Below are 24373 nucleotides of genomic sequence, written 5' to 3'. Positions count from 1 at the left end.
TGGTTGTAACGTCGCATCTGGTCAGATGCGACGTTTACCGCATCCGACACTACTCGTAATAATTATAAATCCCTGCCGCCATCACCAGTTGTGATGCCACTTCATGGGCTTTCTCGCGCCCAACCAGCAGGTCGATAATTTTCAGACCAAAGTCGATAGCTGTACCTGGCCCCTGGCTGGTCAGCAATTTTACCCGTGCATCCCAGACGACGCGCTTGTCCTGCCATTGTTCGGCGGGTATTTTGTCTTTCAGCGTCGGGAAGCCGGTCATATTGCCAATCGGGAAGATATCGTGCGGGACCAGCACGGTGGCTGGCGCGGCGCAAATAGCCGCGACGATACGCCCGGAACGGTGGAACTGTTTAACGGTTTCAACCAGCAGGGTGCTATCGCGAAAACACTCTGCGCCTTTGATGCCACCAGGCAGCACAATCACGTCATATTCGCCATCAGCCACTTCAACCAGCGGCGCATCCGCCAGCAGCTTCACGCCGCGCGAGCAGGTAATCGCCAGGTTACCATCGCTGGCGACGCTGGCAGTGGTGACTTTGATACCGCCGCGAACCAAGAGGTCGATAGTGGTGACGGCTTCAGTCTCTTCACTACCAGGGGCGAGGCAAACCAGTGCCGATGCGCTCATATTCACTCTCCTTTCTTTTTACCATTTCAAACAGGCGGGTGTTTTCCGGTACGGCAATCCCATGCGCGCGGGCGCGGCGTAAGAGAAAACCATTGATATAGTCGATTTCGGTGTGGCGCAGCGCGCGGATATCCTGCAACATCGACGAGATATTTTCCGCTGTGGCATCAATCACCTGCATCACGTAATCACGCAAATCTTCTGCTGAAGTATGATGCCCTTCGCGTTCGATCACTGCCGCGACTTCTTCGCATATCTGCATAATTTCTTGCGGATGATGACGTAATTCACCATTCGGGCAATTCCAGGTGGCGGTCAGTGGATTAATCACACAGTTGACTGCCAGCTTGCGCCACAGCTCGGCGCGAATATTGTTATGCCACGCGACGTCAGGCAATACGGTTTGCAAAATATCCGCCAGATAACTGTAATCGCCGTCCTGTTGCCGTGCCGGACCAATATGCGTGATACCGTTTGCCACATGAATAATGACATTGCCGTCGCGGCGAGCGGCATGGGTGGTGGTGCCCATCAGTAATGGCTGCTGAATGTTTTGCAACTCTTCGATGGTGCCCATGCCGTTGTGAATTAACAGTATTGGCGTGGTTACAGGCAGTGTGGACGCGAGGCTTTTGACGGCATCGGAAACCTGCCATGCTTTCAGCGTCACCAGGAGCAGATCGCTGGTGGCGAGAAAATCGGGATCGTTGGCGGTCAGAGACTCGTTAAATATCGAACCATCTGTCTCAACCAGATTCACGCTACAATAAGGTTGCGGTACGCGCAGCCAGCCCTGAACTTCGTGACCCTGTTTACAAAGTGCTGTAAGCCATAATTGCCCTAAGGCACCGCATCCCAATACGGTAATTTTCATTGTTCCTCCTCACCCGCAACCACTCCGGGTGTTCAATAAGGCTATCCCTTAATTGTGCATGCTGTTGCGACTATGCACAATTAAGGGATACGTCCTGGTGCGGGACTGTCGGTTATTTAACTTTGCGGGTATTATGCTTCGCATCAAAAATGAAGGGAGAGGAAAAGATGCCATCTTTCGATATTGTCTCTGAAGTTGATCTTCAGGAAGCACGTAACGCGGTCGATAACGCGAGCCGCGAAGTGGAGTCCCGTTTTGACTTCCGTAATGTTGAAGCTTCATTTGAGCTGAATGACGCCAGCAAAACCATCAAAGTGTTGAGCGAGTCCGACTTCCAGGTCAATCAGTTGCTGGATATTCTGCGTGCCAAGCTGCTGAAGCGCGGCATTGAAGGCAGTTCACTGGATGTACCGGAAAATATCGTTCATAGCGGTAAAACCTGGTTTGTGGAAGCGAAACTGAAACAGGGCATTGAGAGCGCGACTCAGAAGAAAATCGTCAAAATGATCAAAGACAGCAAACTGAAAGTGCAGGCGCAAATTCAGGGCGATGAGATCCGCGTAACGGGTAAATCTCGTGATGATTTACAGGCTGTCATGGCGATGGTACGTGGTGGCGATCTCGGTCAGCCGTTCCAGTTCAAAAACTTCCGCGATTAATCGCGACAACCTGCGCTTTGTTCATGTCAGATGCGGCATGAACGCCTGATTCGGCCTACAAAGGTTTGTAACTCAGGAACTTAGTAGGCCTGATAAGCGTAGCGCAGCAGGCAATTTCGCCTCGCTTTTATGCCTGGCGAATTGCCTGTTCAACCTCAAAGCGATTCGTCACTTTGCTGTCGATTTTCACATAAGCTGAATGTTCTTCTTCTGCAATCAACACTTCTTTGATGCCTTCAGTTTCCAGCAAACGCACTTTTAACGCCTCGTTTGCGGCAATGTTCGCCGGGATTTCAATGCGCAAGCTGCTGACATACGGCGGTTCTTTCATGGTACTGGCGACTGCCAGCCACACTGCGGCCAGCATTGCGCCAGCGAGAAATACGCCCTGACCGTCAAACATGCCGTCAATCCAGCCGCCCAGCGAACCGCCAATCGCCACGCCAAGAAACTGGCTGGTGGAGTAAACACCCATCGCCGTACCTTTGTAACCTGCTGGCGATTCTTTACTGATAAGTGAAGGCAGAAGGGCTTCCATCAAATTAAACGCCACAAAGAAAAGCTGCACGCCGACCACCAGTTGCCAGAACTGCGTTTGTGCGTTCCACAACACAATTTCCGCGACCACGATCAACCCGACGCAAAAGACAAAGACTTGCTTCATTTTGCGCTTAACTTCAGCGTAGATAATGAAAGGCACGACCGAGCCAAAGGCGATTAACATCGTTGCCAGGTAGACCTTCCAGTGTTCAGCCGCCGGGAACCCCGCATCAGCCAGCTGTCCGGGCAGGGCAACAAAGGTCGACATCAGCAAAATATGCAGACACATAATGCCAAAGTTGAGTTTCAGCAGCCGCGGTTCCGCCAGCACTTTACTGAAACTGCCTTTCACCATTCCGGACTCACGATTAAGTACGTGAGTGCTACTGTTGGGCACAACCCAAATGGTCAACGCAATGCCGGTTGTTGCCAGAATAGCGATCATCCAGAACAGCACGTGCAGCCCAAGTTTGTGAGTGATGATCGGGCCAAGCACCATCGCAATGGCAAAGGTAATGCCAAAGCTCACGCCGATAAACGCCATCGCTTTGGTGCGGTTTTGTTCGCGCGTGAGATCGGAAAGCAGCGCCATAACGGCAGCGGCAATCGCACCGGAGCCTTGTAGCGCCCGGCCCAGAATAATTCCCCAGATGGAGTCAGAGAGCGCAGCGATAACGCTACCGGCGGCAAACACCGCCAGCCCACCGACAATTAATGGTTTGCGACCAATGCGGTCTGAAAGCAGGCCAAACGGAATCTGAAAAACGGCCTGAGTCAGACCATAAATACCAATGGCAATACCGATTAATGCTTCGCTGGCACCTTGCAGAGCCATGCCGTACGTGGTCAGAACCGGCAGAACCATGAACATGCCCAGCATGCGTAATGAAAATACGGTCCCTAAACCCCAGGTCGCGCGCCGCTCACCTGGCGTCATTTTATAATCGTTCATTACCACCTCTGTTTTAAATTCGCGACTAGTGTAAAGCGGCAAACGAATGGGGTAAACATGCGGATTTTTTAGTAAATATTTCGAGAGGGATATGATTCTAATGCTAAGAAAAAAGGTGCCGTAGCACCTTTTTAACTGAGAGGTTGTGTTACCACACAGCAGCCAGCAGCGTATGCGAGTCCGGCACCATAAAATCAACGGACATCATCACCGAGAGGGCAGTGATGGCGATGATAGAGAAACCGAACAGCTTGCGCGCCCAGATTCTGTCATCAGCAACTTTATAGCCGCGCAGAGCCATGCCTAACCACCAGACGCTCACCGCAGCGGCGACCACCAGATATTTATACCCAGCGTAGCCGCCAAGAGAGAGCATCAGCGTGGCAACGGCAAAGGCGATGATATACAGCGTGATGTGATTCTTCGCCACCGAAATGCCTTTCACCACCGGCAGTACCGGAATGTTTGCCGCCTGATAATCCTTAAAGCGGAAAATGGCTATGGCATAAGAGTGAGGCATCTGCCACAGGCTGAAGATAGCCAGCAGGATCGCTGCGCCGCTATCGAACTCGCCGGTTACCGCACAGTAACCGATCACCGGAGGCGCAGCGCCGGAGAGCGAACCAATCAATGTGCCGTAGACAGAATGACGTTTCATGTACAGGCTATAAACGCCGACATAAACCACAAAGCCCATCACCCCCAGCCAGCAGGCCAGCGGATTCGCGCCAAACCACAGCAGCATAAAGCCAGCAATACCCAGCAAGGTGGCGTACACCAGCGAGACAGCAGGAGAGATCAGGCCTTTCACCAGCACCCGATTCTTCGTCCTTTCCATCTTTCGGTCGATATCCCTGTCGATGTAGTTGTTAAACACACAACCCGACGCCACAACCAGTGACACCCCAACCAGCGTGTAGATAAACAGGGGATAATCAATGCTGCCCTTTGAGGCCAGCAAGAATCCCCCAATCACCGAGATCAGGTTGCCAAAGATGATGCCTGGTTTCGTTACTTGCAGGTATTGCTTAAATATCATAACCGCCGCTCTTAGTGCATCATCATGTTGTAGTTGAGGTTCCACATAATCCAAATGGAGCCCACAACCAGGATGGCGATGATTAGCACGGTGAAGACAAATGCCGTCATATTCCAGCCTTCATCTGATTTGGTATTCATGTGCAGGAAGCACACCAGATGCACCAGAATCTGTACCACTGCCATTGCCAGGATTGTTCCCAGAATTACGGCCGGAGAGGCAGCCCCTGTCATCACCATCCAGAACGGAATTACCGTCAGGATTATCGACAGGATAAAGCCTGTCATGTAGGTCTTTACGCTGCCATGGGATGCGCCGCTGCTTGCGTTAGAATGACTCATTACATCGCCCCCATCAGATAAACAACAGTGAACACACAGATCCAAACCACATCCAGGAAGTGCCAGAACAGGCTCAGGCACATGATGCGGGTACGGTTAGTGCTGGTCAGGCCGCGACGGGCGATTTGCACCATCAGCACCGCCATCCAGATAAGACCGGAAGTGACGTGCAGACCGTGCGTGCCGACCAGCGCAAAGAATGCTGACAGGAAGCCGCTGCGATCCGGACCCATGCCGTTAACAATCAGGTGATGGAATTCATAGATTTCCATCCCGATAAATCCGGCACCAAACAACCATGTCAACGCCAGCCAGGAGACAACCTGGCTTTTGTTGTTTTTGTACATGGCGATAGCCGCCATGCCGTAGGTGATGGAGCTGAACAACAGCAAGAAAGTTTCAACCAGAACGAACGGCAGTTCGAAAATGTCCTTACCTGTCGGCCCACCTGCGGTGCCGTTCACCAGAACGGCATAGGTAGCAAACAAGATAGAGAACAGAATGCAGTCGCTCATCAGGTAGATCCAAAATCCGAAGATTTTGGTTCCGCCTGCATCGTGGTGCCCGTGTTCGTGCGCGTGGGCAGTCGCGTGCGTCAAAGTATCAGTTGCCATTTTTCAGCCCTGCCTTAGTAATCTCATCGAAATGCTGGTTTTCCAGTTTTTCGATTTCTGCCACCGGCACGTAGTAATCCACGTCCTCGTCGAAGCTTTTCACGATCCAGGTGATGATCATGCCTGCGAAGCCAACAATCGCCAGCCACCAGATATGCCAGATCATGGCGAAACCGAAGATGGTGGAGAAAGCCGCAATGACGATACCGGCACCGCTGTTTTTTGGCATATGAATTTCTTCATAGTGGTCAGGCTTTTTGTACGCTTCGCCTTTCTCTTTCATTTCCCAGAATGCATCACGTTCGTGAACGTGCGGCACAACGGCAAAGTTATAGAACGGAGGCGGGGAAGAGGTTGCCCACTCCAGCGTACGGCCACCCCACGGGTCGCCAGTCAGGTCACGGTTCTGGTCGCGGTCACGAATAGAAACGTACATCTGAATAACGAGGCAGAGAATACCCAGCGCAATCAGTACCGCACCGCTGGCTGCAATCATCAGCATGGTGTGGAACTGCGGGTCAATCTGCTGGCTCAAACGACGGGTCATGCCCATGAAGCCCAGCGCATACAGTGGCATAAAGGCAACGAAGAAGCCGATGATCCAGAACCAGAACGCGCGTTTACCCCAGGTTTCGTTCAGTTTGAAACCGAACGCTTTAGGCCACCAGTAGGTCATCCCTGCGAAGCAGCCGAAGACCACGCCGCCGATGATCACGTTATGGAAGTGCGCAATCAGGAACAGGCTGTTATGCAGAACGAAGTCCGCGCCCGGTACTGCCAGCAGCACGCCAGTCATCCCGCCCACCGAGAAGGTGACGATAAAACCGATGGTCCACAGCATCGCAGAATGGAACACGATGCGGCCCTGATACATGGTGAACAGCCAGTTGAAGATCTTCACCCCGGTCGGGATGGCGATAATCATCGTGGTGATACCAAAGAAGGCGTTTACGTTCGCGCCCGCACCCATCGTAAAGAAGTGGTGCAGCCAGACGATGAACGACAGCACGGTGATACAGACGGTTGCCCATACCAGCGAGGTATAACCAAACAGACGTTTACGCGAGAAGGTTGCCGCAATTTCGGAGAACACACCGAATACAGGCAGGATCAAGATGTAAACTTCCGGGTGGCCCCAGGCCCAAATCAGGTTGATATACATCATCATGTTGCCACCCATATCGTTGGTAAAGAAATGGGTGCCCAGATAGCGATCCAGGGTCAACAACGCGACGGTAACCGTCAGAATTGGGAAGGAAGCAATAATCAGTACGTTCGCGCACAGTGATGCCCAGGTAAATACTGGCATCTTGAACATGGTCATGCCCGGTGCGCGCATCTTTAGAATGGTAACGAAGAAGTTGATACCGGTAAGCGTCGTACCTATACCGGATAGCTGGAGACTCCATATCCAGTAATCGACACCGACTCCCGGACTGTACTCTATTCCCGATAGCGGTGGATAGGCCAGCCAGCCGGTCTGCGCAAATTCGCCCACGCCGAGAGAAACGTTAACCAGAATCACACCAACAACGGTAAACCAGAAGCTTAAGTTGTTGAGGAACGGGAACGCAACGTCACGCGCGCCGATCTGCAGCGGAACCACCAGGTTCATCAGACCGATAACGAAAGGCATCGCCACGAAGAAGATCATAATCACGCCGTGCGCGGTGAAGATCTGATCGTAGTGGTGAGGTGGCAGGAAGCCCGCTTCGCCCGCCGAGGCAAGGGCCTGCTGGCTACGCATCATAATGGCGTCAGCAAAACCACGCAGCAACATCACAATCGCCACGATGATATACATGATACCGAGGCGTTTATGGTCGACGGAGGTCAGCCACTCTTTCCACAGGTAGGTCCACTTACCGAAGTAAGTGATCAGGCCAACGAGCGCCAGACCTCCCAAAATAATGCCAGCGATCGTAACCATGACGATAGGTTCATGGAACGGGACTGCATCAAGTGATAATTTTCCGAACATCTTTATTCTTCCTCAACCCCTTTAATGGGCGGATTCCGCGTGGCTCATGTCCATGCCTTCCATACCTTCCATACCTTCATGTGCGCTGTGCTCACCTTCTGGCTGGGTCATGTCCATGCTCTTACCGTGAGCCATAAACTTGTTAATCACATCGGCAAACAAGTCTGGTTTCACGTTGGAGAAATATTCCACCTGGTTGTATTCGCTAGGCGCGGCCAGTTTTTCGAACGTAGCCATGTCAGACATGGTGTTCGGCGACTGTTTCGCTTTTGCGACCCATTGGTCGAATGCGGCGCGATCCGGTGTTGCAATAGCTTTGAACTTCATGCCTGAGAAGCCCGGGCCGCTGTAGCTGGCGGAGATACCGTCATAAGTACCGGGTTCGTTGGCGATCAGATGCAGGCGAGTCTGCATACCGGCCATGGCATAAATCTGGCTACCCAGACGCGGAATGAAGAAGGAGTTCATCACGGAGTTGGAGGTCACTTTGAAGTACACCGGAGTGTTCGCCGGGAAAGCGATTTCATTCACGGCTGCAATGCCCTGTTCCGGGTAGATGAAGAACCATTTCCAGTCCATGGAAACCACTTCGATGGTAATGGGCTTCTCGTCGTGTGCCAGCGGCTTGCTAGGCTCAAGAGCGTGAGTGGTTTTCCAGGTCAGTACCGCAAGGAAGATGATGATTAAGATAGGTACCGTCCAGACCACAGCTTCCACTTTATTGGAGTGTGACCAGTTCGGGCTGTACTTAGCATCTTTATTGCTCGCACGGTACTTCCAGGCGAAACCAACAGCCATCAAGATTGCGGGAATAACGACAATCAACATCAGGCCAAATGCCGTCAGTATCAGTGAACGTTGCTCCAGACCAATCTGTCCTTTGGGATCTAACAGCGCAGAATTACAGCCACTGAGCAATACAGTGCCTGCAAATAATGACAACCATCCCAAACTTTTATTGTATTTCCTGAGTCTCATTTAACGACCTCAATTCCACGGGATCTGGTGGCGTTTAAAGTGTGTGGGCATTTTACGGGAAGGTTACATTACTGTAAACATGATTAAATTCCTGTTACTTGGATTTGGCTATCAGGTCACATATGTTGCAAAACATATCAAGTTGATTTTAAGAAGCTGTTGCAAAAGGGCGTTATAACGAAAGGGGAGTGCAGAAGGAGTTTGGGTGGGCAATTGGTATAATCAATATAAAATAAAACAATTATTTAACAAATAATTATCATTGAGGTGACAACTGGGTGGTGAGAAAATAAGGACTCATTAGCTGAATCGTGTAAGAAAAATAGAATTCATAAATTGCGTCAATAATTTCCAAACGCTAAGCCGCACAAAAGAACAAATATTAATAAGCGATGCTGATGTTTATTTAGCCGTAATAATTACGGCGAGTGATTACTACAGCTAAATAATATTACAGATTACGTCAGATGTGTTTTTCGTAGCGCCAGATAATCCAGCAAACCACCAAGCACAACGCCAGAAAGGGCGACTAAAACCCCGACTTCCAGCAGCGCAGGCAGGAAAGAGAAGTGCGTCAAATCCAGCGCGTCCATTGTCAACAGCAGTAACCACACGGCCAACAGGCTGATACCCGCCGCCAGTGTCCACATGGCAAAGGCATAACCTGCAGGATATTCGGTACGGGAGATAAAGTTGCCATTTACTCGTGTATATTCAAGCGTCTGGCGGCAAACCAGCAGCAAAATAAGCCCTGGTACGGCAGCGGCGACGGAGAATAGATAGAATGTCGACCAGCCATGTGCTTCAACAAACCAACCCGCCACGGGGCCGACATAAACTCGCCCTACAGCAGAAAGCGCTGAGAGCAGGGCAAATTGAGTAGCGGAAAATGACTTATTACACAGCGTCATTAACAGCGCGACAAAGGCTGATGTACCCATCCCGCCACAGAGGTTTTCGAAAAAGACGGCTGCACCCATGCTGTAGAGATGCTTATCAGTAATCGACAGCAGCCAGTAACCGGCGTTAGATGCACCTTGTAAAATGCCGAAAATCAGCAGTGCACGGAACAGCGACAGGCGCTGCATCAAAATCCCACCGTACAATGCGCCAACAATGGTCGCCAGTAAGCCAAGCGTTTTGTTAACCACGCCTACTTCACCCGCATCAAACCCGACGCCGCGAATCAAAAACGTGGTTGTCAGGCTCATAGCGAATGCGTCGCCCAGCTTATACAGCACGATAAGAAGCAAAATAAGCCAGGCATTATTGCGACCAAAGAAATCTCGCAGAGGTGCAACAACCGCTTGTTCCAGCGTTTTGGGCACAGGAATGGTGTCGGTGGGTTCTGGTGCAAGCAACGTCGCGATAATACAGGGGATCAACAGCGCCGCCATCAACCAGTACATGCCCTGCCAGCCCAGCCATTTATCTGCCAGCCACAGGGCTAAGCCGCCGGAAACCAGCATCCCTAAACGGTAACCCAGCACGCTGATTGCCGCGCCCGCACCACGTTCTTCTGCCGGGAGCACATCGGTTTTCCACGCATCGAAGACAATATCCTGGGAGGCAGAGCAAAAAGCGATCACCACCGCCAGTGCCGCCATCCAGCGGAGCTGGGTGCCTGGTTCGAGAAAACCCATCGCCGCAATGGCGACTAATAACAGAATTTGCGTGGCGAGCAGCCAACCGCGCCGCCGCCCGAAAAATGGGGGCGTGTAGCGGTCCATCAGTGGTGACCAGAGGAATTTAAAAACGTAAGCCTGGCCTACCAGAGAGAAGAAACCAATGGTTTTGAGATCGATATTCTCGACCGTCATCCAGGCCTGTAAGGTGCCGGACGTCAGGGCGAGCGGTAGCCCGGAAGCAAAACCCAGGATCAGCAATATGGCTGAACGCGGCTGTTGAAAAATACGTAAATATTGACTGGACATGGGCGTCTACAGGCCCGGCTTGCACCGGGCCAGAGGGCAGAAATTAACGCGCGTTCTGCTTGATGAATTCGTGGATGCTGGTGTCCTGAGACATATCAGCGATGGTATCGGTCAGCACACTGTTAACCGCATCGGCGATATTTTTGTTGGAGGCCTGGAACGCACCTTCAACGTTGTAGCTGGCACGATAGTTTTTGGTCATTTTGTTGCCATTCTGCGCGGTAGCGATGATGGCGATATCCGCTTTGGTCGCGATGTTGTAGCGCACATTGCCCTGGGACACGTCAGCATACAGTTGGCTAACGATGATTTGCAGATTAACTGGGCCATTCGGACCAACCATGTATCCACGGGCGGTCATCTGTTTTTCCAGCACTTCTTGCAGCAGGAAACGCAGATCGCGGGAGGCGGTCAGGGTAACGATTTGATTATCGCGGGTGACTTTTGCCAGCGCCTGATCGGTACGCTGATCGGCACCATTAATGCTTACGGTGACGCCCATCAGGCTTGGATCCTGCTGTGGCAGTGTAATCGTCGGGGAAACTTCAATAGTTGTTGGCGGTTTTGCGCATCCTGCAAGCATAAACAGAGCAACTAACGGGAAGAGGATTTTTTTGAACATGTTCGGGCTCTCAGAGACTCTTAAGCGTGTTTGGTAAAAATTCCCGCCATCATAACATTGCCTACGGCGAGGGGAAGTGGGTAAGGCATGTAAATTCATCATGTTGACGAAATAATCGCCCCTGGTAAAAGAAACGCTGATGCGAGGCCTGTGTTTCAATCTTTAAATCAGTAAACTTCATACGCTTGACGGAAAAACCAGGACGAAACCTAAATATTTGTTGTTAAGCTGCAATGGAAACGGTAAAAGCGGCTAGTATTTAAAGGGATGGATGACATCTCAGCGTTGTCGGAGGAGATATTTCATGATGATACGTGAGCGGATAGAAGAAAAATTAAGGGCGGCGTTCCAACCCGTATTCCTCGAAGTAGTGGATGAAAGCTATCGTCACAATGTCCCAGCCGGCTCTGAAAGCCATTTTAAAGTTGTGCTGGTCAGCGATCGTTTTACGGGTGAACGTTTTCTGAATCGTCATCGAATGATTTACAGTACTTTAGCGGAGGAACTCTCTACTACCGTTCATGCGCTGGCTCTGCATACTTACACTATTAAGGAGTGGGAAGGGTTGCAGGACACCGTCTTTGCCTCTCCTCCCTGTCGTGGAGCAGGAAGCATCGCGTAAAAACGCATTTGCAACTGTCGGCGCTTTTCCAGTATGTTGCTAAAGATTTTATGAAAAACGGCCTGCGGGCCGTTTTGTTTTGTCTGGATTTTGCGCTTTTTGCCCAGCATTCAGACGAAAATCGCCCGGGAATTGTGAAAAAATACGCGACAGCGCGCAATAACCGTTCTCGACTCATAAAAGTGATGCCGCTATAATGCCGCGTCCTATTTGAATGCTTTCGGGATGATTCTGGTAACAGGGAATGTGATTGATTATAAGAACATCCCGGTTCCGCGAAGCCAACAACCTGTGCTTGCGGGGTAAGAGTTGACCGAGCACTGTGATTTTTTGAGGTAACAAGATGCAAGTTTCAGTTGAAACCACTCAAGGCCTTGGCCGCCGTGTAACGATTACTATCGCTGCTGACAGCATCGAGACCGCTGTTAAAAGCGAGCTGGTCAACGTTGCGAAAAAAGTACGTATTGACGGCTTCCGCAAAGGCAAAGTGCCAATGAATATCGTTGCTCAGCGTTATGGCGCGTCTGTACGCCAGGACGTCCTGGGCGACCTGATGAGCCGTAACTTCATTGACGCCATCATTAAAGAAAAAATCAATCCGGCTGGCGCACCGACCTATGTTCCGGGCGAATACAAGCTGGGTGAAGACTTCACCTACTCTGTAGAGTTTGAAGTTTATCCGGAAGTTGAACTGCAGGGTCTGGAAGCGATCGAAGTTGAAAAACCGATCGTTGAAGTGACCGATGCTGACGTTGACGGCATGCTGGATACTCTGCGTAAACAGCAGGCAACCTGGAAAGAAAAAGACGGCGCTGTTGAAGCAGAAGACCGTGTGACCATCGACTTCACCGGTTCTGTTGACGGCGAAGAGTTCGAAGGCGGTAAAGCGTCTGATTTCGTACTGGCGATGGGTCAGGGTCGCATGATCCCGGGCTTTGAAGACGGTATCAAAGGCCACAAAGCTGGCGAAGAGTTCACCATCGACGTGACCTTCCCGGAAGAGTACCACGCAGAAAACCTGAAGGGTAAAGCAGCGAAATTCGCTATCAACCTGAAGAAAGTTGAAGAGCGTGAACTGCCGGAACTGACTGCAGAATTCATCAAACGTTTCGGCGTTGAAGATGGTTCCGTAGAAGGTCTGCGCGCTGAAGTGCGTAAAAACATGGAGCGCGAGCTGAAGAGCGCCATCCGTAACCGCGTTAAGTCTCAGGCGATTGAAGGTCTGGTAAAAGCTAACGACATCGACGTACCGGCTGCGCTGATCGACAGCGAAATCGACGTTCTGCGTCGCCAGGCTGCACAGCGTTTCGGTGGCAACGAAAAACAAGCTCTGGAACTGCCGCGCGAACTGTTCGAAGAACAGGCTAAACGCCGCGTAGTTGTTGGCCTGCTGCTGGGCGAAGTTATCCGCACCAACGAGCTGAAAGCTGACGAAGAGCGCGTGAAAGGCCTGATCGAAGAGATGGCTTCTGCGTACGAAGATCCGAAAGAAGTTATCGAGTTCTACAGCAAAAACAAAGAACTGATGGACAACATGCGCAATGTTGCTCTGGAAGAACAGGCTGTTGAAGCTGTACTGGCGAAAGCGAAAGTGACTGAAAAAGAAACCACTTTCAACGAGCTGATGAACTAGCAGGCGTAATTTACGTAGCATAACGCGCTAAATTCGCACAAAGGCCCGTCACCGCCAGGTGGTGGGCTTTTTTTTGTCATGAATTTTGCATGGAACCGTGCGAAAAGCCTCTTTCGGTGTTAGCGTAACAACAAAAGATTGTTATGCTTGAAATATGGTGATGCCGTACCCATAACACAGGGACTAGCTGATAATCCGTCCATAAGGTTACAATCGGTACAGCAGGTTTTTTCAATTTTATCCAGGAGACGGAAATGTCATACAGCGGCGAACGAGATAACTTTGCACCCCATATGGCGCTGGTGCCGATGGTCATTGAACAGACCTCACGAGGTGAGCGCTCTTTTGATATCTATTCTCGTCTACTTAAGGAACGCGTCATTTTTCTGACTGGCCAGGTTGAAGATCACATGGCTAACCTGATTGTGGCGCAGATGCTGTTCCTGGAAGCAGAAAACCCAGAAAAAGATATCTATCTGTACATTAACTCTCCAGGCGGGGTGATTACTGCCGGGATGTCTATCTATGACACCATGCAGTTTATCAAGCCTGATGTCAGCACCATCTGTATGGGCCAGGCGGCCTCGATGGGTGCTTTCTTGCTGACTGCAGGGGCAAAAGGTAAACGTTTCTGCCTGCCGAATTCGCGCGTGATGATTCACCAGCCGTTGGGCGGCTACCAGGGCCAGGCGACCGATATCGAAATTCATGCCCGTGAAATTCTGAAAGTTAAAGGGCGCATGAATGAACTTATGGCGCTTCATACGGGTCAATCATTAGAACAGATTGAACGTGATACCGAGCGCGATCGCTTCCTTTCTGCCCCTGAAGCGGTGGAATACGGTCTGGTCGATTCGATTCTGACCCATCGTAATTGATGCCAGAGGCGCAACTGTGCCGCTATACTTATCCAGGGCGGCACAACGCTGTAAGCGGCTTGCGCCTGAGAATGGCATTTGCGTCGTCGTGTGCGGCACAAAGAACAAAGAAGAGGTTTTGACCCATGACAGATAAACGCAAAGATGGCTCAGGCAAATTGCTGTATTGCTCTTTTTGCGGCAAAAGCCAGCATGAAGTGCGCAAGCTGATTGCCGGTCCATCCGTGTATATCTGCGACGAATGTGTTGATTTATGTAACGACATCATTCGCGAAGAGATTAAAGAAGTTGCACCGCATCGTGAACGCAGTGCGCTACCGACGCCGCATGAAATTCGCAACCACCTGGACGATTACGTTATCGGTCAGGAACAGGCGAAAAAAGTGCTGGCGGTCGCGGTATACAACCACTACAAACGTCTGCGCAACGGAGATACCAGCAATGGCGTCGAGTTGGGCAAAAGTAACATTCTGCTGATCGGTCCGACCGGTTCCGGTAAAACGCTACTGGCCGAAACGCTGGCGCGCCTGCTGGACGTTCCGTTCACCATGGCTGACGCAACCACGCTGACCGAAGCCGGTTATGTGGGCGAAGACGTTGAAAACATCATTCAGAAGCTGTTGCAGAAGTGCGATTACGACGTACAGAAAGCGCAGCGCGGGATTGTCTACATCGATGAAATCGACAAGATTTCTCGTAAGTCAGACAACCCGTCCATTACCCGAGACGTTTCCGGTGAAGGCGTACAGCAGGCACTGTTGAAACTGATCGAAGGTACGGTAGCTGCTGTTCCGCCGCAAGGTGGGCGTAAACATCCGCAGCAGGAATTCTTGCAGGTTGATACCTCTAAGATCCTGTTTATCTGTGGCGGTGCGTTTGCCGGTCTGGATAAAGTGATTTCCCATCGTGTAGAAACCGGCTCCGGTATTGGTTTTGGCGCGACGGTAAAAGCGAAGTCCGACAAAGCAAGCGAAGGCGAGCTGCTGGCGCAGGTTGAACCGGAAGATCTGATCAAGTTTGGTCTGATCCCTGAGTTCATTGGTCGTCTGCCGGTTGTCGCAACGTTGAATGAACTGAGCGAAGAAGCTCTGATTCAGATCCTCAAAGAGCCGAAAAACGCCCTGACCAAGCAGTATCAGGCGCTGTTTAATCTGGAAGGCGTGGATCTGGAATTCCGTGACGAGGCGCTGGATGCTATCGCTAAGAAAGCGATGGCGCGTAAAACCGGCGCCCGTGGCCTGCGTTCCATCGTAGAAGCCGCACTGCTCGATACCATGTACGATCTGCCGTCCATGGAAGATGTCGAAAAAGTGGTTATCGACGAGTCGGTAATTGATGGTCAAAGCAAACCGTTGCTGATTTATGGTAAGCCGGAAGCGCAACAGGCATCTGGTGAATAATTAACCATTCCCATACAATTAGTTAACCAAAAAGGGGGGATTTTATCTCCCCTTTAATTTTTCCTCTATTCTCGGCGTTGAATGTGGGGGAAACATCCCCATATACTGACGTACATGTTAATAGATGGCGTGAAGCACAGTCGTGTCATCTGATTACCTGGCGGAAATTAAACTAAGAGAGAGCTCTATGAATCCTGAGCGTTCTGAACGCATTGAAATCCCCGTATTGCCGCTGCGCGATGTGGTAGTTTATCCGCACATGGTCATCCCCTTATTTGTCGGGCGGGAAAAATCCATCCGTTGTCTGGAAGCGGCGATGGACCATGATAAAAAAATTATGCTGGTCGCGCAGAAAGAAGCTTCAACGGATGAGCCGGGTGTAAACGATCTTTTCACCGTCGGGACCGTGGCCTCTATATTGCAGATGCTGAAACTGCCTGACGGCACCGTCAAAGTGCTGGTCGAGGGGGTACAGCGCGCGCGTATTTCTGCGCTCTCTGACAATGGCGAACACTTTTCTGCGAAGGCGGAGTATCTGGAGTCGCCGACCATTGATGAGCGGGAACAGGAAGTGCTGGTGCGTACTGCAATCAGCCAGTTCGAAGGCTACATCAAGCTAAACAAAAAAATCCCACCAGAAGTGCTGACGTCGCTGAATAGCATCGACGATCCGGCGCGTCTGGCGGATACCATTGCTGCACATATGCCGCTGAAACTGGCTGACAAACAGTCCGTTCTGGAGATGTCCGACGTTAACGAACGTCTGGAATATCTGATGGCAATGATGGAATCGGAAATCGATCTGCTGCAGGTTGAGAAACGCATTCGCAACCGCGTTAAAAAGCAGATGGAGAAATCCCAGCGTGAGTACTATCTGAACGAGCAAATGAAAGCTATTCAGAAAGAACTCGGTGAAATGGACGACGCGCCGGACGAAAACGAAGCCCTGAAGCGCAAAATCGACGCGGCGAAGATGCCGAAAGAGGCAAAAGAGAAAGCGGAAGCAGAGCTGCAGAAGCTGAAAATGATGTCTCCGATGTCGGCAGAAGCGACCGTAGTGCGTGGATATATCGACTGGATGGTACAGGTGCCGTGGAATGCGCGTAGCAAGGTCAAAAAAGACCTGCGTCAGGCGCAGGAAATCCTTGATACCGACCATTATGGTCTGGAGCGCGTGAAAGATCGTATCCTTGAGTATCTTGCGGTTCAAAGCCGTGTCAACAAAATCAAGGGACCGATCCTCTGCCTGGTAGGGCCGCCGGGGGTAGGTAAAACCTCCCTGGGTCAGTCCATCGCCAAAGCCACCGGGCGTAAATATGTCCGTATGGCGCTGGGCGGCGTGCGTGATGAAGCGGAAATCCGTGGTCACCGCCGTACTTACATCGGTTCTATGCCGGGTAAACTGATCCAGAAAATGGCGAAAGTGGGCGTGAAAAACCCGCTGTTCCTGCTCGATGAGATCGACAAAATGTCTTCTGACATGCGTGGCGATCCGGCCTCCGCACTGCTTGAAGTGCTGGATCCAGAGCAGAACGTAGCGTTCAGCGACCACTACCTGGAAGTGGATTACGATCTCAGCGACGTAATGTTTGTCGCTACGTCGAACTCCATGAACATTCCGGCACCGCTGCTGGATCGTATGGAAGTGATTCGCCTCTCCGGTTATACCGAAGATGAAAAACTGAACATCGCCAAACGTCACCTGCTGCCGAAGCAGATTGAACGTAATGCACTGAAAAAAGGTGAGCTGACCGTCGACGATAGCGCCATTATCGGCATTATTCGTTACTACACCCGTGAGGCGGGCGTGCGTGGTCTGGAGCGTGAAATCTCCAAACTGTGTCGCAAAGCGGTTAAGCAGTTACTGCTCGATAAGTCATTAAAACATATCGAAATTAACGGAGATAACCTGCATGACTACCTCGGTGTTCAGCGTTTCGACTATGGGCGCGCGGATAACGAAAACCGTGTCGGCCAGGTAACCGGTCTGGCGTGGACGGAAGTGGGCGGTGACTTGCTGACCATTGAAACCGCGTGCGTTCCGGGGAAAGGTAAACTGACCTATACCGGTTCGCTCGGCGAAGTGATGCAGGAGTCTATTCAGGCGGCGTTAACGGTGGTTCGTGCGCGTGCGGAAAAACTGGGGATCAACCCTGATTTTTACGAAAAACGTGACATCCACGTCCACGTACCGGAAGGTGCGACGCCGAAAGATGGTCCGAGTGCCGGTATTGCCATGTGCACCGCGCTGGTTTCTTGCCTGACCGGTAACCCGGTTCGTGCCGATGTGGCAATGACCGGTGAGATCACTCTGCGTGGTCAGGTACTGCCGATCGGTGGTTTGAAAGAAAAACTACTGGCAGCGCATCGCGGCGGGATTAAAACAGTGTTAATTCCGTTCGAAAATAAACGCGATCTGGAAGAGATTCCTGACAACGTAATTGCCGATCTGGACATTCATCCTGTGAAGCGCATTGAGGAAGTTCTGACTCTGGCGCTACAAAATGAACCGTCTGGCATGCAGGTTGTGACTGCAAAATAGTGACCTCGCGCAAAATGCACTAATAAAAACAGGGCTGGCAGGCTAATTCGGGCTTGCCAGCCTTTTTTTGTCTCGCTAAGTTAGATGGCGGATCGGGCTTGCCCTTATTAAGGGGTGTTGTAAGGGGATGGCTGGCCTGATATAACTGCTGCGCGTTCGTACCTTGAAGGATTCAAGTGCGATATAAATTATAAAGAGGAAGAGAAGAGTGAATAAATCTCAATTGATCGACAAGATTGCTGCAGGGGCTGATATCTCTAAAGCTGCGGCTGGCCGTGCGTTAGATGCTATTATTGCTTCCGTAACTGAATCTCTGAAAGAAGGGGATGATGTAGCACTGGTAGGTTTTGGTACTTTTGCCGTTAAAGAGCGTGCTGCCCGTACTGGCCGCAACCCGCAGACCGGTAAAGAGATCACCATCGCTGCTGCTAAAGTACCGAGCTTCCGTGCAGGTAAAGCACTGAAAGACGCGGTAAACTAAGCGTTGTCCCCAGTGGGGATGTGACGAAGTTCAAGGGCGCATCTACTGATGTGCCTTTTTTATTTGTATTCGGTGACTTTCTGCGTCTTGTGGGCTGACAATTGCCCCCGTTTCTTGTCACAATAGGCCTTTGCGCGCATCGATACGTTGCGTGAGGTACACAGTCATCTACAGCGGAGTGTTGTTACACCATGATGGACAGCTTACGCACGGCTGCAAACAGTCTCGTGCTCAAGATTATTTTCGGTATCATTATCGTGTCGTTCATATTGACCGGCGTGAGTGGTTACCTGATTGGCGGAGGCAATAACTACGCCGCAAAAGTGAATGACCAGGAAATCAGCCGTGGGCAATTCGAGAACGCCTTCAACAGCGAGCGTAATCGCATGCAGCAACAGCTGGGCGATCAATACTCCGAGCTGGCAGCGAACGAAGGCTATATGAAAACCCTGCGTCAACAGGTGCTGAATCGTCTGATCGACGAGGCGCTTCTGGATCAGTACGCTCGTGAGCTGAAACTGGGTATCAGCGATGAGCAGGTTAAACAGGCGATTTTCGCGACCCCAGCCTTCCAGGTTGACGGCAAATTTGATAACAGCCGCTATAACGGTATCCTCAACCAGATGGGGATGACCGCCGATCAGTACGCCCAGGCGCTGCGTAACCAGCTCACTACCCAACAGCTGATTAACGGCGTTGCCGGTACCGATTTTATGCTGAAAGGTGAAACCGACGAGCTGGCGGCACTGGTAGCTCAACAACGCGTGGTGCGTGAAGCGACTATCGATGTTAACGCGCTGGCGGCGAAGCAGCCTGTGACCGAACAGGAAATTGCCAGCTACTACGAACAAAACAAAAACAATTTCATGACGCCGGAACAATTCCGCGTGAGTTACATCAAGCTGGATGCCGCGACGATGCAGCAACCGGTTAGCGATGCGGATATCCAGAGCTACTACGATCAGCATCAGGATCAATTCACCCAGCCGCAGCGTACCCGTTACAGCATCATCCAGACCAAAACTGAAGATGAAGCGAAAGCGGTACTTGATGAGCTGAATAAGGGCGGTGATTTTGCTGCATTAGCCAAAGAAAAATCTGCCGATATTATCTCTGCCCGCAACGGCGGTGATATGGGTTGGTTAGAAGATGCCACTATCCCGGACGAACTGAAAAATGCTGGTCTGAAAGAAAAAGGCCAACTGTCTGGTGTTATCAAATCTTCGGTCGGTTTCCTGATTGTGCGTCTGGACGACATTCAGCCAGCGAAAGTGAAATCGTTAGACGAAGTACGTGACGACATTGCGGCGAAAGTGAAACACGAAAAAGCCCTCGATGCGTACTACGCGCTGCAGCAGAAAGTGAGCGATGCGGCAAGCAACGACACCGAGTCTCTGGCCGGTGCAGAGCAAGCTGCCGGCGTTAAAGCCACTCAGACGGGTTGGTTCAGCAAAGATAACCTGCCGGAAGAGTTGAACTTCAAGCCAGTTGCCGACGCTATCTTCAACGGCGGTCTGGTAGGTGAAAACGGCGCGCCGGGCATCAACTCTGACATCATCACCGTAGACGGCGACCGCGCATTCGTGCTGCGCATCAGCGAGCACAAACCGGAAGCGGTGAAACCGTTGGCAGATGTTCAGGAACAAGTTAAGGCACTGGTTCAGCACAACAAAGCTGAACAACAGGCGAAAGTGGATGCTGAGAAACTGCTGGTTGATTTGAAAGCCGGCAAAGGTGCGGAAGCTATGCAGGCTGCCGGTCTGAAATTTGGCGAGCCGAAAACCTTAAGCCGTTCCGGTCGTGACCCGATTAGCCAGGCTGCGTTTGCACTGCCACTGCCAGCGAAAGACAAACCGAGCTACGGTATGGCGACCGATATGCAAGGTAATGTGGTTCTGCTGGCGCTGGATGAAGTGAAACAAGGTTCAATGCCGGAAGATCAGAAAAAAGCGATGGTGCAGGGTATCACCCAGAACAACGCACAAATCGTCTTTGAAGCTCTGATGAGTAACCTGCGTAAAGAGGCGAAAATCAAAATTGGCGATGCGCTGGAACAGCAATAATCCTGAAGCCGCCTCGCAAAAAAATGCTTTGCAGCTGTAACAAGAAAAGGTCGCTTTCGCGGCCTTTTCCATTTCTGAACATTGCCATTTGTTTACTGTTTTCACTGCCGTTAAGGTGATTCCACTGTTAACAAACAAGGAGAAAACAGTATGAAACACGGAATTAAAGCACTGCTCATTACCCTGTCCCTGGCCTGTGCCGGAATGTCTCATAGCGCGCTGGCGGCAGCTTCTGTGGCGAAACCGACAACAGTAGAAACCAAAGCGGAAGCTCCTGCAGCACAAAGTAAAGCAGCAGTACCGGCGAAAGCCAGTGACGAAGAAGGCACCCGGGTCAGCATTAATAATGCCAGCGCGGAAGAGTTAGCCCGCGCGATGAATGGCGTTGGCCTGAAGAAAGCGCAGGCGATTGTCAGTTATCGCGAAGAGTACGGTCCGTTTAAAACGGTGGAGGATCTAAAGCAGGTGCCGGGGATGGGCAATTCGCTGGTGGAACGTAATCTGGCGGTATTAACCCTGTAATTAATTTGCATAGTGGCAATTTTTTGCCAGACTGAAGAGGTCATACCAGTTATGACCTCTGTACTTATAACAGTTCTTATAACAACAACGTAAGGTTATTGCGCTATGCAAACACAAATCAAAGTTCGTGGATATCATCTCGACGTTTACCAGCACGTAAACAACGCCCGCTACCTTGAATTTCTCGAAGAAGCCCGCTGGCATGGGTTGGAAAATAGCGACAGTTTTCACTGGATGACGGCCCATAACATCGCTTTCGTCGTGGTCAATATCAATATTAACTATCGCCGCCCGGCGGTATTAAGCGACCTGTTAACCATTACCAGTCAGTTGCAGCAATTAAACGGTAAAAGTGGCATCTTAAGCCAGGTCATTACACTGGAGCCGGAAGGACAGGTGGTAGCGGATGCGCTTATTACGTTTGTTTGTATTGATCTTAAAACGCAGAAAGCATTAGCTCTGGAAGGGGAATTGCGCGAAAAGCTGGAGCAGATGGTTAAGTAAACGTTTTGTGGTGCCGGATGCTCAAGCCGCATCCGGCGACACCCGGAATAATTACTTCAACCCGGTTTTCTGCTTCATCGCTGCCATCACCGTCGGTTTATCGGCCAGATAATGATTCAAACCGTTGGCACGTAAATTACACGCCGCACAATGACCGCAACCGTCGCCTTTAATGCCGTTATAACAGGTCAGCGTTTCGTTACGGACTAAATCCAGCTTGCCGTAATAATCTGCCAGCGCCCAGGTTTCCGCTTTATCAATCCACATCAGCGGCGTTTCAAAACGAATATCTTTCGCCATGCCCAAACTGACGGCATGGTTTAGTGCTTTCACAAACTCATCGCGGCAATCCGGGTAGCCGGAGAAATCCGTTTCGCAGACGCCGGTAATTACGGCTTCTGCTTTTACCTGATACGCATATATTGCCGCCAGTGTCAGGAACAAAATATTACGCCCTGGGACAAACGTATTCGGGATACCATCGGCTTCAGGTTCATAATCAGGCACCGGAATGCTGTCACGCGTCAGGCTGCTGACCGCCAGCTCGTTGAGCAGCGTTACATCAAGCACCTTATGCGCGCGTGCCCCCAGTTTCAGCGCCAGTTCGCGTGCCACGTCGATTTCTGCGCGATGGCGTTGACCGTAATCGAACGTCACGCAATGGACTTCATCATATTGTTGTAATGCCTGCACCAGACAGGTGGTGGAATCCTGGCCTCCACTGAACACAACGACAGCACGTTTCATAGATAATCCTGCTTGAACAATAAAAACGTTATGGTAACGCCTGCGATTAACCCGGACCAGCTATTCATTGCGACGGCGCGGGAAGCCAGGCTTCGGTAAATTCAAACCAGCCGCGCGGTGTCAGTCGCACACCGTTCACGCCGGGAGGGGCGCTAATGCGATAGTGATAGTTGAACAGCGGCGTCAGCGTCGCATCTGCCATTAACTGGCTAAAAACCGCTTTCAGGGCATTAAATCGGTTTTCCTCATCAGGCATTACTTGCACTGCGTCCAGTGTCGATTGCAAATGTGCATATGCTGGAGCGTCGAAAACATGTGGCCACAGTGGATCGCAACGCAGCCATTGCTCCAGGGTATATTCCGGTGCTTCGCCAATTAATCTGTCGCCCATCATGAGGTCTGCGTGTGCCAGTAGGGTCGTGTCGTCCCAGTTTTTTGCGTTATGAAAAATAATTGTGAGTTCACAGCCTTCCGCTGCCAGTGTCGCCTGTAGGCGTTCTGCCATGGTATGAAGTTCTATCGGTAGGTGATAAACCAGCGTCAAGGTTTTCGGTAGTTTAACTTCATCCGGTACTTGCCAATGCGGAATAGTCCAGCCTGGCAGTAATGCATGACTGGCAGTGATCAGGTTTTCTCCGACTTCTAACGTTTGTAATAAACCGGATTGATGAATAATGGAGATTACTTTTCGCGCCTGCCAGAGGGACAGTCGGAGACTTTTGCGCAATGTTAAATAGCAAAAACCTAAACTGATGCCGCTACTGACCTGGCTGACCCGTTGCAGCTCCTCCGGTTTGCCAATGGTGATTTGCACGGGATGCCGACAACTGGTTCCCATATCTTTTTCGAAAAGCGGCGGAGTTATCCAGTACTCAACCGCTTTAAGCAGCGGATGACGTAAATGGTAATAATCATGGCTCTCCAGGCGCACCAGTTCCGCTGTGAATTGTGTTAAGCGAAAAGGACCTGTGCCGATCAGTGGGAATTGCGGATGCGCCAGATGGCTGCAATAGCTCGCCAGTCGGTGCGCAAGCCAGTAATCGGGGCGATGTAAAAAGAAGGTCAGACACTGCGGATGGGTGACTTCAATACGCTTCACGCTAATAAATAATTGATCCAGTGCTGGCAGTTGTAACAGCATCAATAACCGCTGGTGTAAGTGGGAGGCTTTTACTGCATCGCCGTTATGCCAGTGTAAGGTTGAGCGAAGATAAAAATCCCAGCGTAACCCGTCAGTAGAGGTTTCCCAGTGATGTGCTAAATCGCCAATCGGGCGCTGAGTATTATTATCGAAGCGGGTCAGGCCGGAAAATATCTGCCCGGCCAGATGCTGCTCGGCACGGCCGGGCAAAAAGCCCGGTTGTAGCGGTTCGAGCGGGCGATAGTAGGGAATACGCAACGTGGGCGTATCGTTTTGCCATTGTCCGCCCATAAACGGCTGTAACAGAGTGCGCAGCTCACCTGGGGCCAGTTGCGCCAGCTCCAGCACATCTTGCTGCTTTCCGGTTTCCAGCGCCTGTTCCATCATCGCATTGCGTAGCGATTCTGGCGTGACCAGAAAGCGTAATTGTCCGCGCTTTCCGCGTCCTGACTGCGCCTGCCACTCCAGCCATCCCGCCTCCTGTGCCTGACGCAACAGCGTACGAACATGGCGTTCGCTGCAAAAACAGCGTTCGGCCAGTTCGCTGACGGTGACGGTTTGCGGCTTTCCGGCGGAAGGTTGCCACAGACGTTGATACTGGTTAAGACGGTTGAGCAGTCGCATATAAACCCGGAACAATATTATTTAACTATTCACTATTACTTC

General features: G+C 51.2%; 22 protein-coding genes. 10 read left to right on the top strand and 12 right to left on the bottom strand.

The annotated features are described in order from the left end of the window. Positions 1–49: 49 nt before the first annotated feature. Positions 50–640, bottom strand: coding sequence for a protein deglycase YajL (yajL, locus tag EAS44_RS18555; protein ID WP_001276309.1), 591 nt, complete (start codon positions 638–640; stop codon positions 50–52). After that, positions 603–1514, bottom strand: coding sequence for a 2-dehydropantoate 2-reductase (gene panE, locus EAS44_RS18550; protein WP_000705871.1), 912 nt, complete (start codon positions 1512–1514; stop codon positions 603–605). Before panE ends, yajL begins: the two co-directional genes overlap by 38 nt. A 167-nt stretch (positions 1515–1681) precedes the next feature. Between panE and yajQ the strand changes: the two genes are divergently transcribed. After that, positions 1682–2173, top strand: coding sequence for a nucleotide binding protein YajQ (gene yajQ, locus EAS44_RS18545; RefSeq protein ID WP_001138904.1), 492 nt, complete (start codon positions 1682–1684; stop codon positions 2171–2173). Positions 2174–2300: 127 nt separating this feature from the next. Here yajQ and yajR read toward each other — a convergent pair whose 3' ends face one another. The 8 genes from yajR to yajG all read right to left on the bottom strand — a co-directional run bounded on the left by yajR (position 2301) and on the right by yajG (position 11174). Continuing rightward, complete coding sequence (gene yajR, locus EAS44_RS18540; RefSeq protein ID WP_001000984.1) at positions 2301–3665, bottom strand: MFS transporter; 1365 nt, start codon at positions 3663–3665, stop codon at positions 2301–2303. A 148-nt stretch (positions 3666–3813) separates the two neighbouring features. Continuing rightward, positions 3814–4704 carry a heme o synthase gene (gene cyoE, locus EAS44_RS18535; protein ID WP_000576425.1) on the bottom strand — a complete coding sequence of 297 codons (891 nt, stop codon included), beginning with the start codon at positions 4702–4704 and terminating at the stop codon, positions 3814–3816. 11 nt (positions 4705–4715) lie between these two features. Further along, a complete protein-coding gene (gene cyoD / locus EAS44_RS18530; RefSeq protein WP_000019796.1) occupies positions 4716–5045 on the bottom strand; it encodes a cytochrome o ubiquinol oxidase subunit IV in 330 nt (109 codons plus the stop codon). Then, on the bottom strand, positions 5045–5659 hold the full coding sequence (cyoC, locus tag EAS44_RS18525; protein ID WP_000179824.1) for a cytochrome o ubiquinol oxidase subunit III: 615 nt from the start codon (positions 5657–5659) through the stop codon (positions 5045–5047). Before cyoC ends, cyoD begins: the two co-directional genes overlap by 1 nt. Next, complete coding sequence (cyoB, locus tag EAS44_RS18520) at positions 5649–7640, bottom strand: cytochrome o ubiquinol oxidase subunit I (protein ID WP_000467180.1); 1992 nt, start codon at positions 7638–7640, stop codon at positions 5649–5651. Before cyoB ends, cyoC begins: the two co-directional genes overlap by 11 nt. A 21-nt stretch (positions 7641–7661) precedes the next feature. Then, on the bottom strand, positions 7662–8618 hold the full coding sequence (cyoA, locus tag EAS44_RS18515; protein WP_001239431.1) for a cytochrome o ubiquinol oxidase subunit II: 957 nt from the start codon (positions 8616–8618) through the stop codon (positions 7662–7664). Between the two features lie 458 nt (positions 8619–9076). Further along, positions 9077–10552 carry a muropeptide MFS transporter AmpG gene (ampG, locus tag EAS44_RS18510; RefSeq protein WP_000098442.1) on the bottom strand — a complete coding sequence of 492 codons (1476 nt, stop codon included), beginning with the start codon at positions 10550–10552 and terminating at the stop codon, positions 9077–9079. Positions 10553–10595: 43 nt separating this feature from the next. After that, on the bottom strand, positions 10596–11174 hold the full coding sequence (gene yajG / locus EAS44_RS18505) for a lipoprotein (RefSeq protein ID WP_001295326.1): 579 nt from the start codon (positions 11172–11174) through the stop codon (positions 10596–10598). 304 nt (positions 11175–11478) lie between these two features. Between yajG and bolA the strand changes: the two genes are divergently transcribed. The 9 genes from bolA to fadM all read left to right on the top strand — a co-directional run bounded on the left by bolA (position 11479) and on the right by fadM (position 21819). Beyond that, positions 11479–11796 carry a transcriptional regulator BolA gene (bolA, locus tag EAS44_RS18500; RefSeq protein WP_000973448.1) on the top strand — a complete coding sequence of 106 codons (318 nt, stop codon included), beginning with the start codon at positions 11479–11481 and terminating at the stop codon, positions 11794–11796. Positions 11797–12139: 343 nt separating this feature from the next. After that, positions 12140–13429: a trigger factor gene (gene tig / locus EAS44_RS18495; RefSeq protein WP_001198385.1), complete on the top strand. Its 1290-nt coding sequence runs from the start codon at positions 12140–12142 to the stop codon at positions 13427–13429. Positions 13430–13683: 254 nt separating this feature from the next. Then, positions 13684–14307, top strand: a complete 624-nt coding sequence (gene clpP, locus EAS44_RS18490; RefSeq protein WP_000122253.1) for an ATP-dependent Clp endopeptidase proteolytic subunit ClpP — start codon at positions 13684–13686, stop codon at positions 14305–14307. Positions 14308–14432: 125 nt separating this feature from the next. Then, positions 14433–15707, top strand: a complete 1275-nt coding sequence (gene clpX / locus EAS44_RS18485; protein ID WP_000130305.1) for an ATP-dependent protease ATP-binding subunit ClpX — start codon at positions 14433–14435, stop codon at positions 15705–15707. Between the two features lie 187 nt (positions 15708–15894). After that, on the top strand, positions 15895–18249 hold the full coding sequence (gene lon / locus EAS44_RS18480) for an endopeptidase La (RefSeq protein ID WP_001350617.1): 2355 nt from the start codon (positions 15895–15897) through the stop codon (positions 18247–18249). Between the two features lie 208 nt (positions 18250–18457). Further along, a complete protein-coding gene (gene hupB, locus EAS44_RS18475; RefSeq protein WP_001043542.1) occupies positions 18458–18730 on the top strand; it encodes a nucleoid-associated protein HU-beta in 273 nt (90 codons plus the stop codon). Positions 18731–18921: 191 nt separating this feature from the next. Continuing rightward, entirely contained in the window at positions 18922–20793 is a 1872-nt protein-coding gene (gene ppiD, locus EAS44_RS18470; RefSeq protein WP_000969372.1) for a peptidylprolyl isomerase, read from the top strand. Positions 20794–20943: 150 nt separating this feature from the next. After that, complete coding sequence (gene ybaV / locus EAS44_RS18465) at positions 20944–21315, top strand: helix-hairpin-helix domain-containing protein (protein WP_000680314.1); 372 nt, start codon at positions 20944–20946, stop codon at positions 21313–21315. Between the two features lie 105 nt (positions 21316–21420). Continuing rightward, entirely contained in the window at positions 21421–21819 is a 399-nt protein-coding gene (gene fadM / locus EAS44_RS18460; RefSeq protein ID WP_001194552.1) for a long-chain acyl-CoA thioesterase FadM, read from the top strand. Between the two features lie 51 nt (positions 21820–21870). Here the strand turns inward: fadM and queC are convergent, their stop codons facing one another. Both queC and ybaE read right to left on the bottom strand, forming a co-directional pair. After that, positions 21871–22566 carry a 7-cyano-7-deazaguanine synthase QueC gene (gene queC, locus EAS44_RS18455; RefSeq protein WP_000817227.1) on the bottom strand — a complete coding sequence of 232 codons (696 nt, stop codon included), beginning with the start codon at positions 22564–22566 and terminating at the stop codon, positions 21871–21873. 64 nt (positions 22567–22630) lie between these two features. Then, positions 22631–24331: an SgrR family transcriptional regulator gene (ybaE, locus tag EAS44_RS18450; RefSeq protein ID WP_001238241.1), complete on the bottom strand. Its 1701-nt coding sequence runs from the start codon at positions 24329–24331 to the stop codon at positions 22631–22633. Positions 24332–24373: the final 42 nt, after the last annotated feature.

The organism is Escherichia coli DSM 30083 = JCM 1649 = ATCC 11775, assembly GCF_003697165.2.
GTDB classification, from domain to species: domain Bacteria; phylum Pseudomonadota; class Gammaproteobacteria; order Enterobacterales; family Enterobacteriaceae; genus Escherichia; species Escherichia coli.
This window is presented reverse-complemented; position numbering and strand designations above follow the sequence as displayed.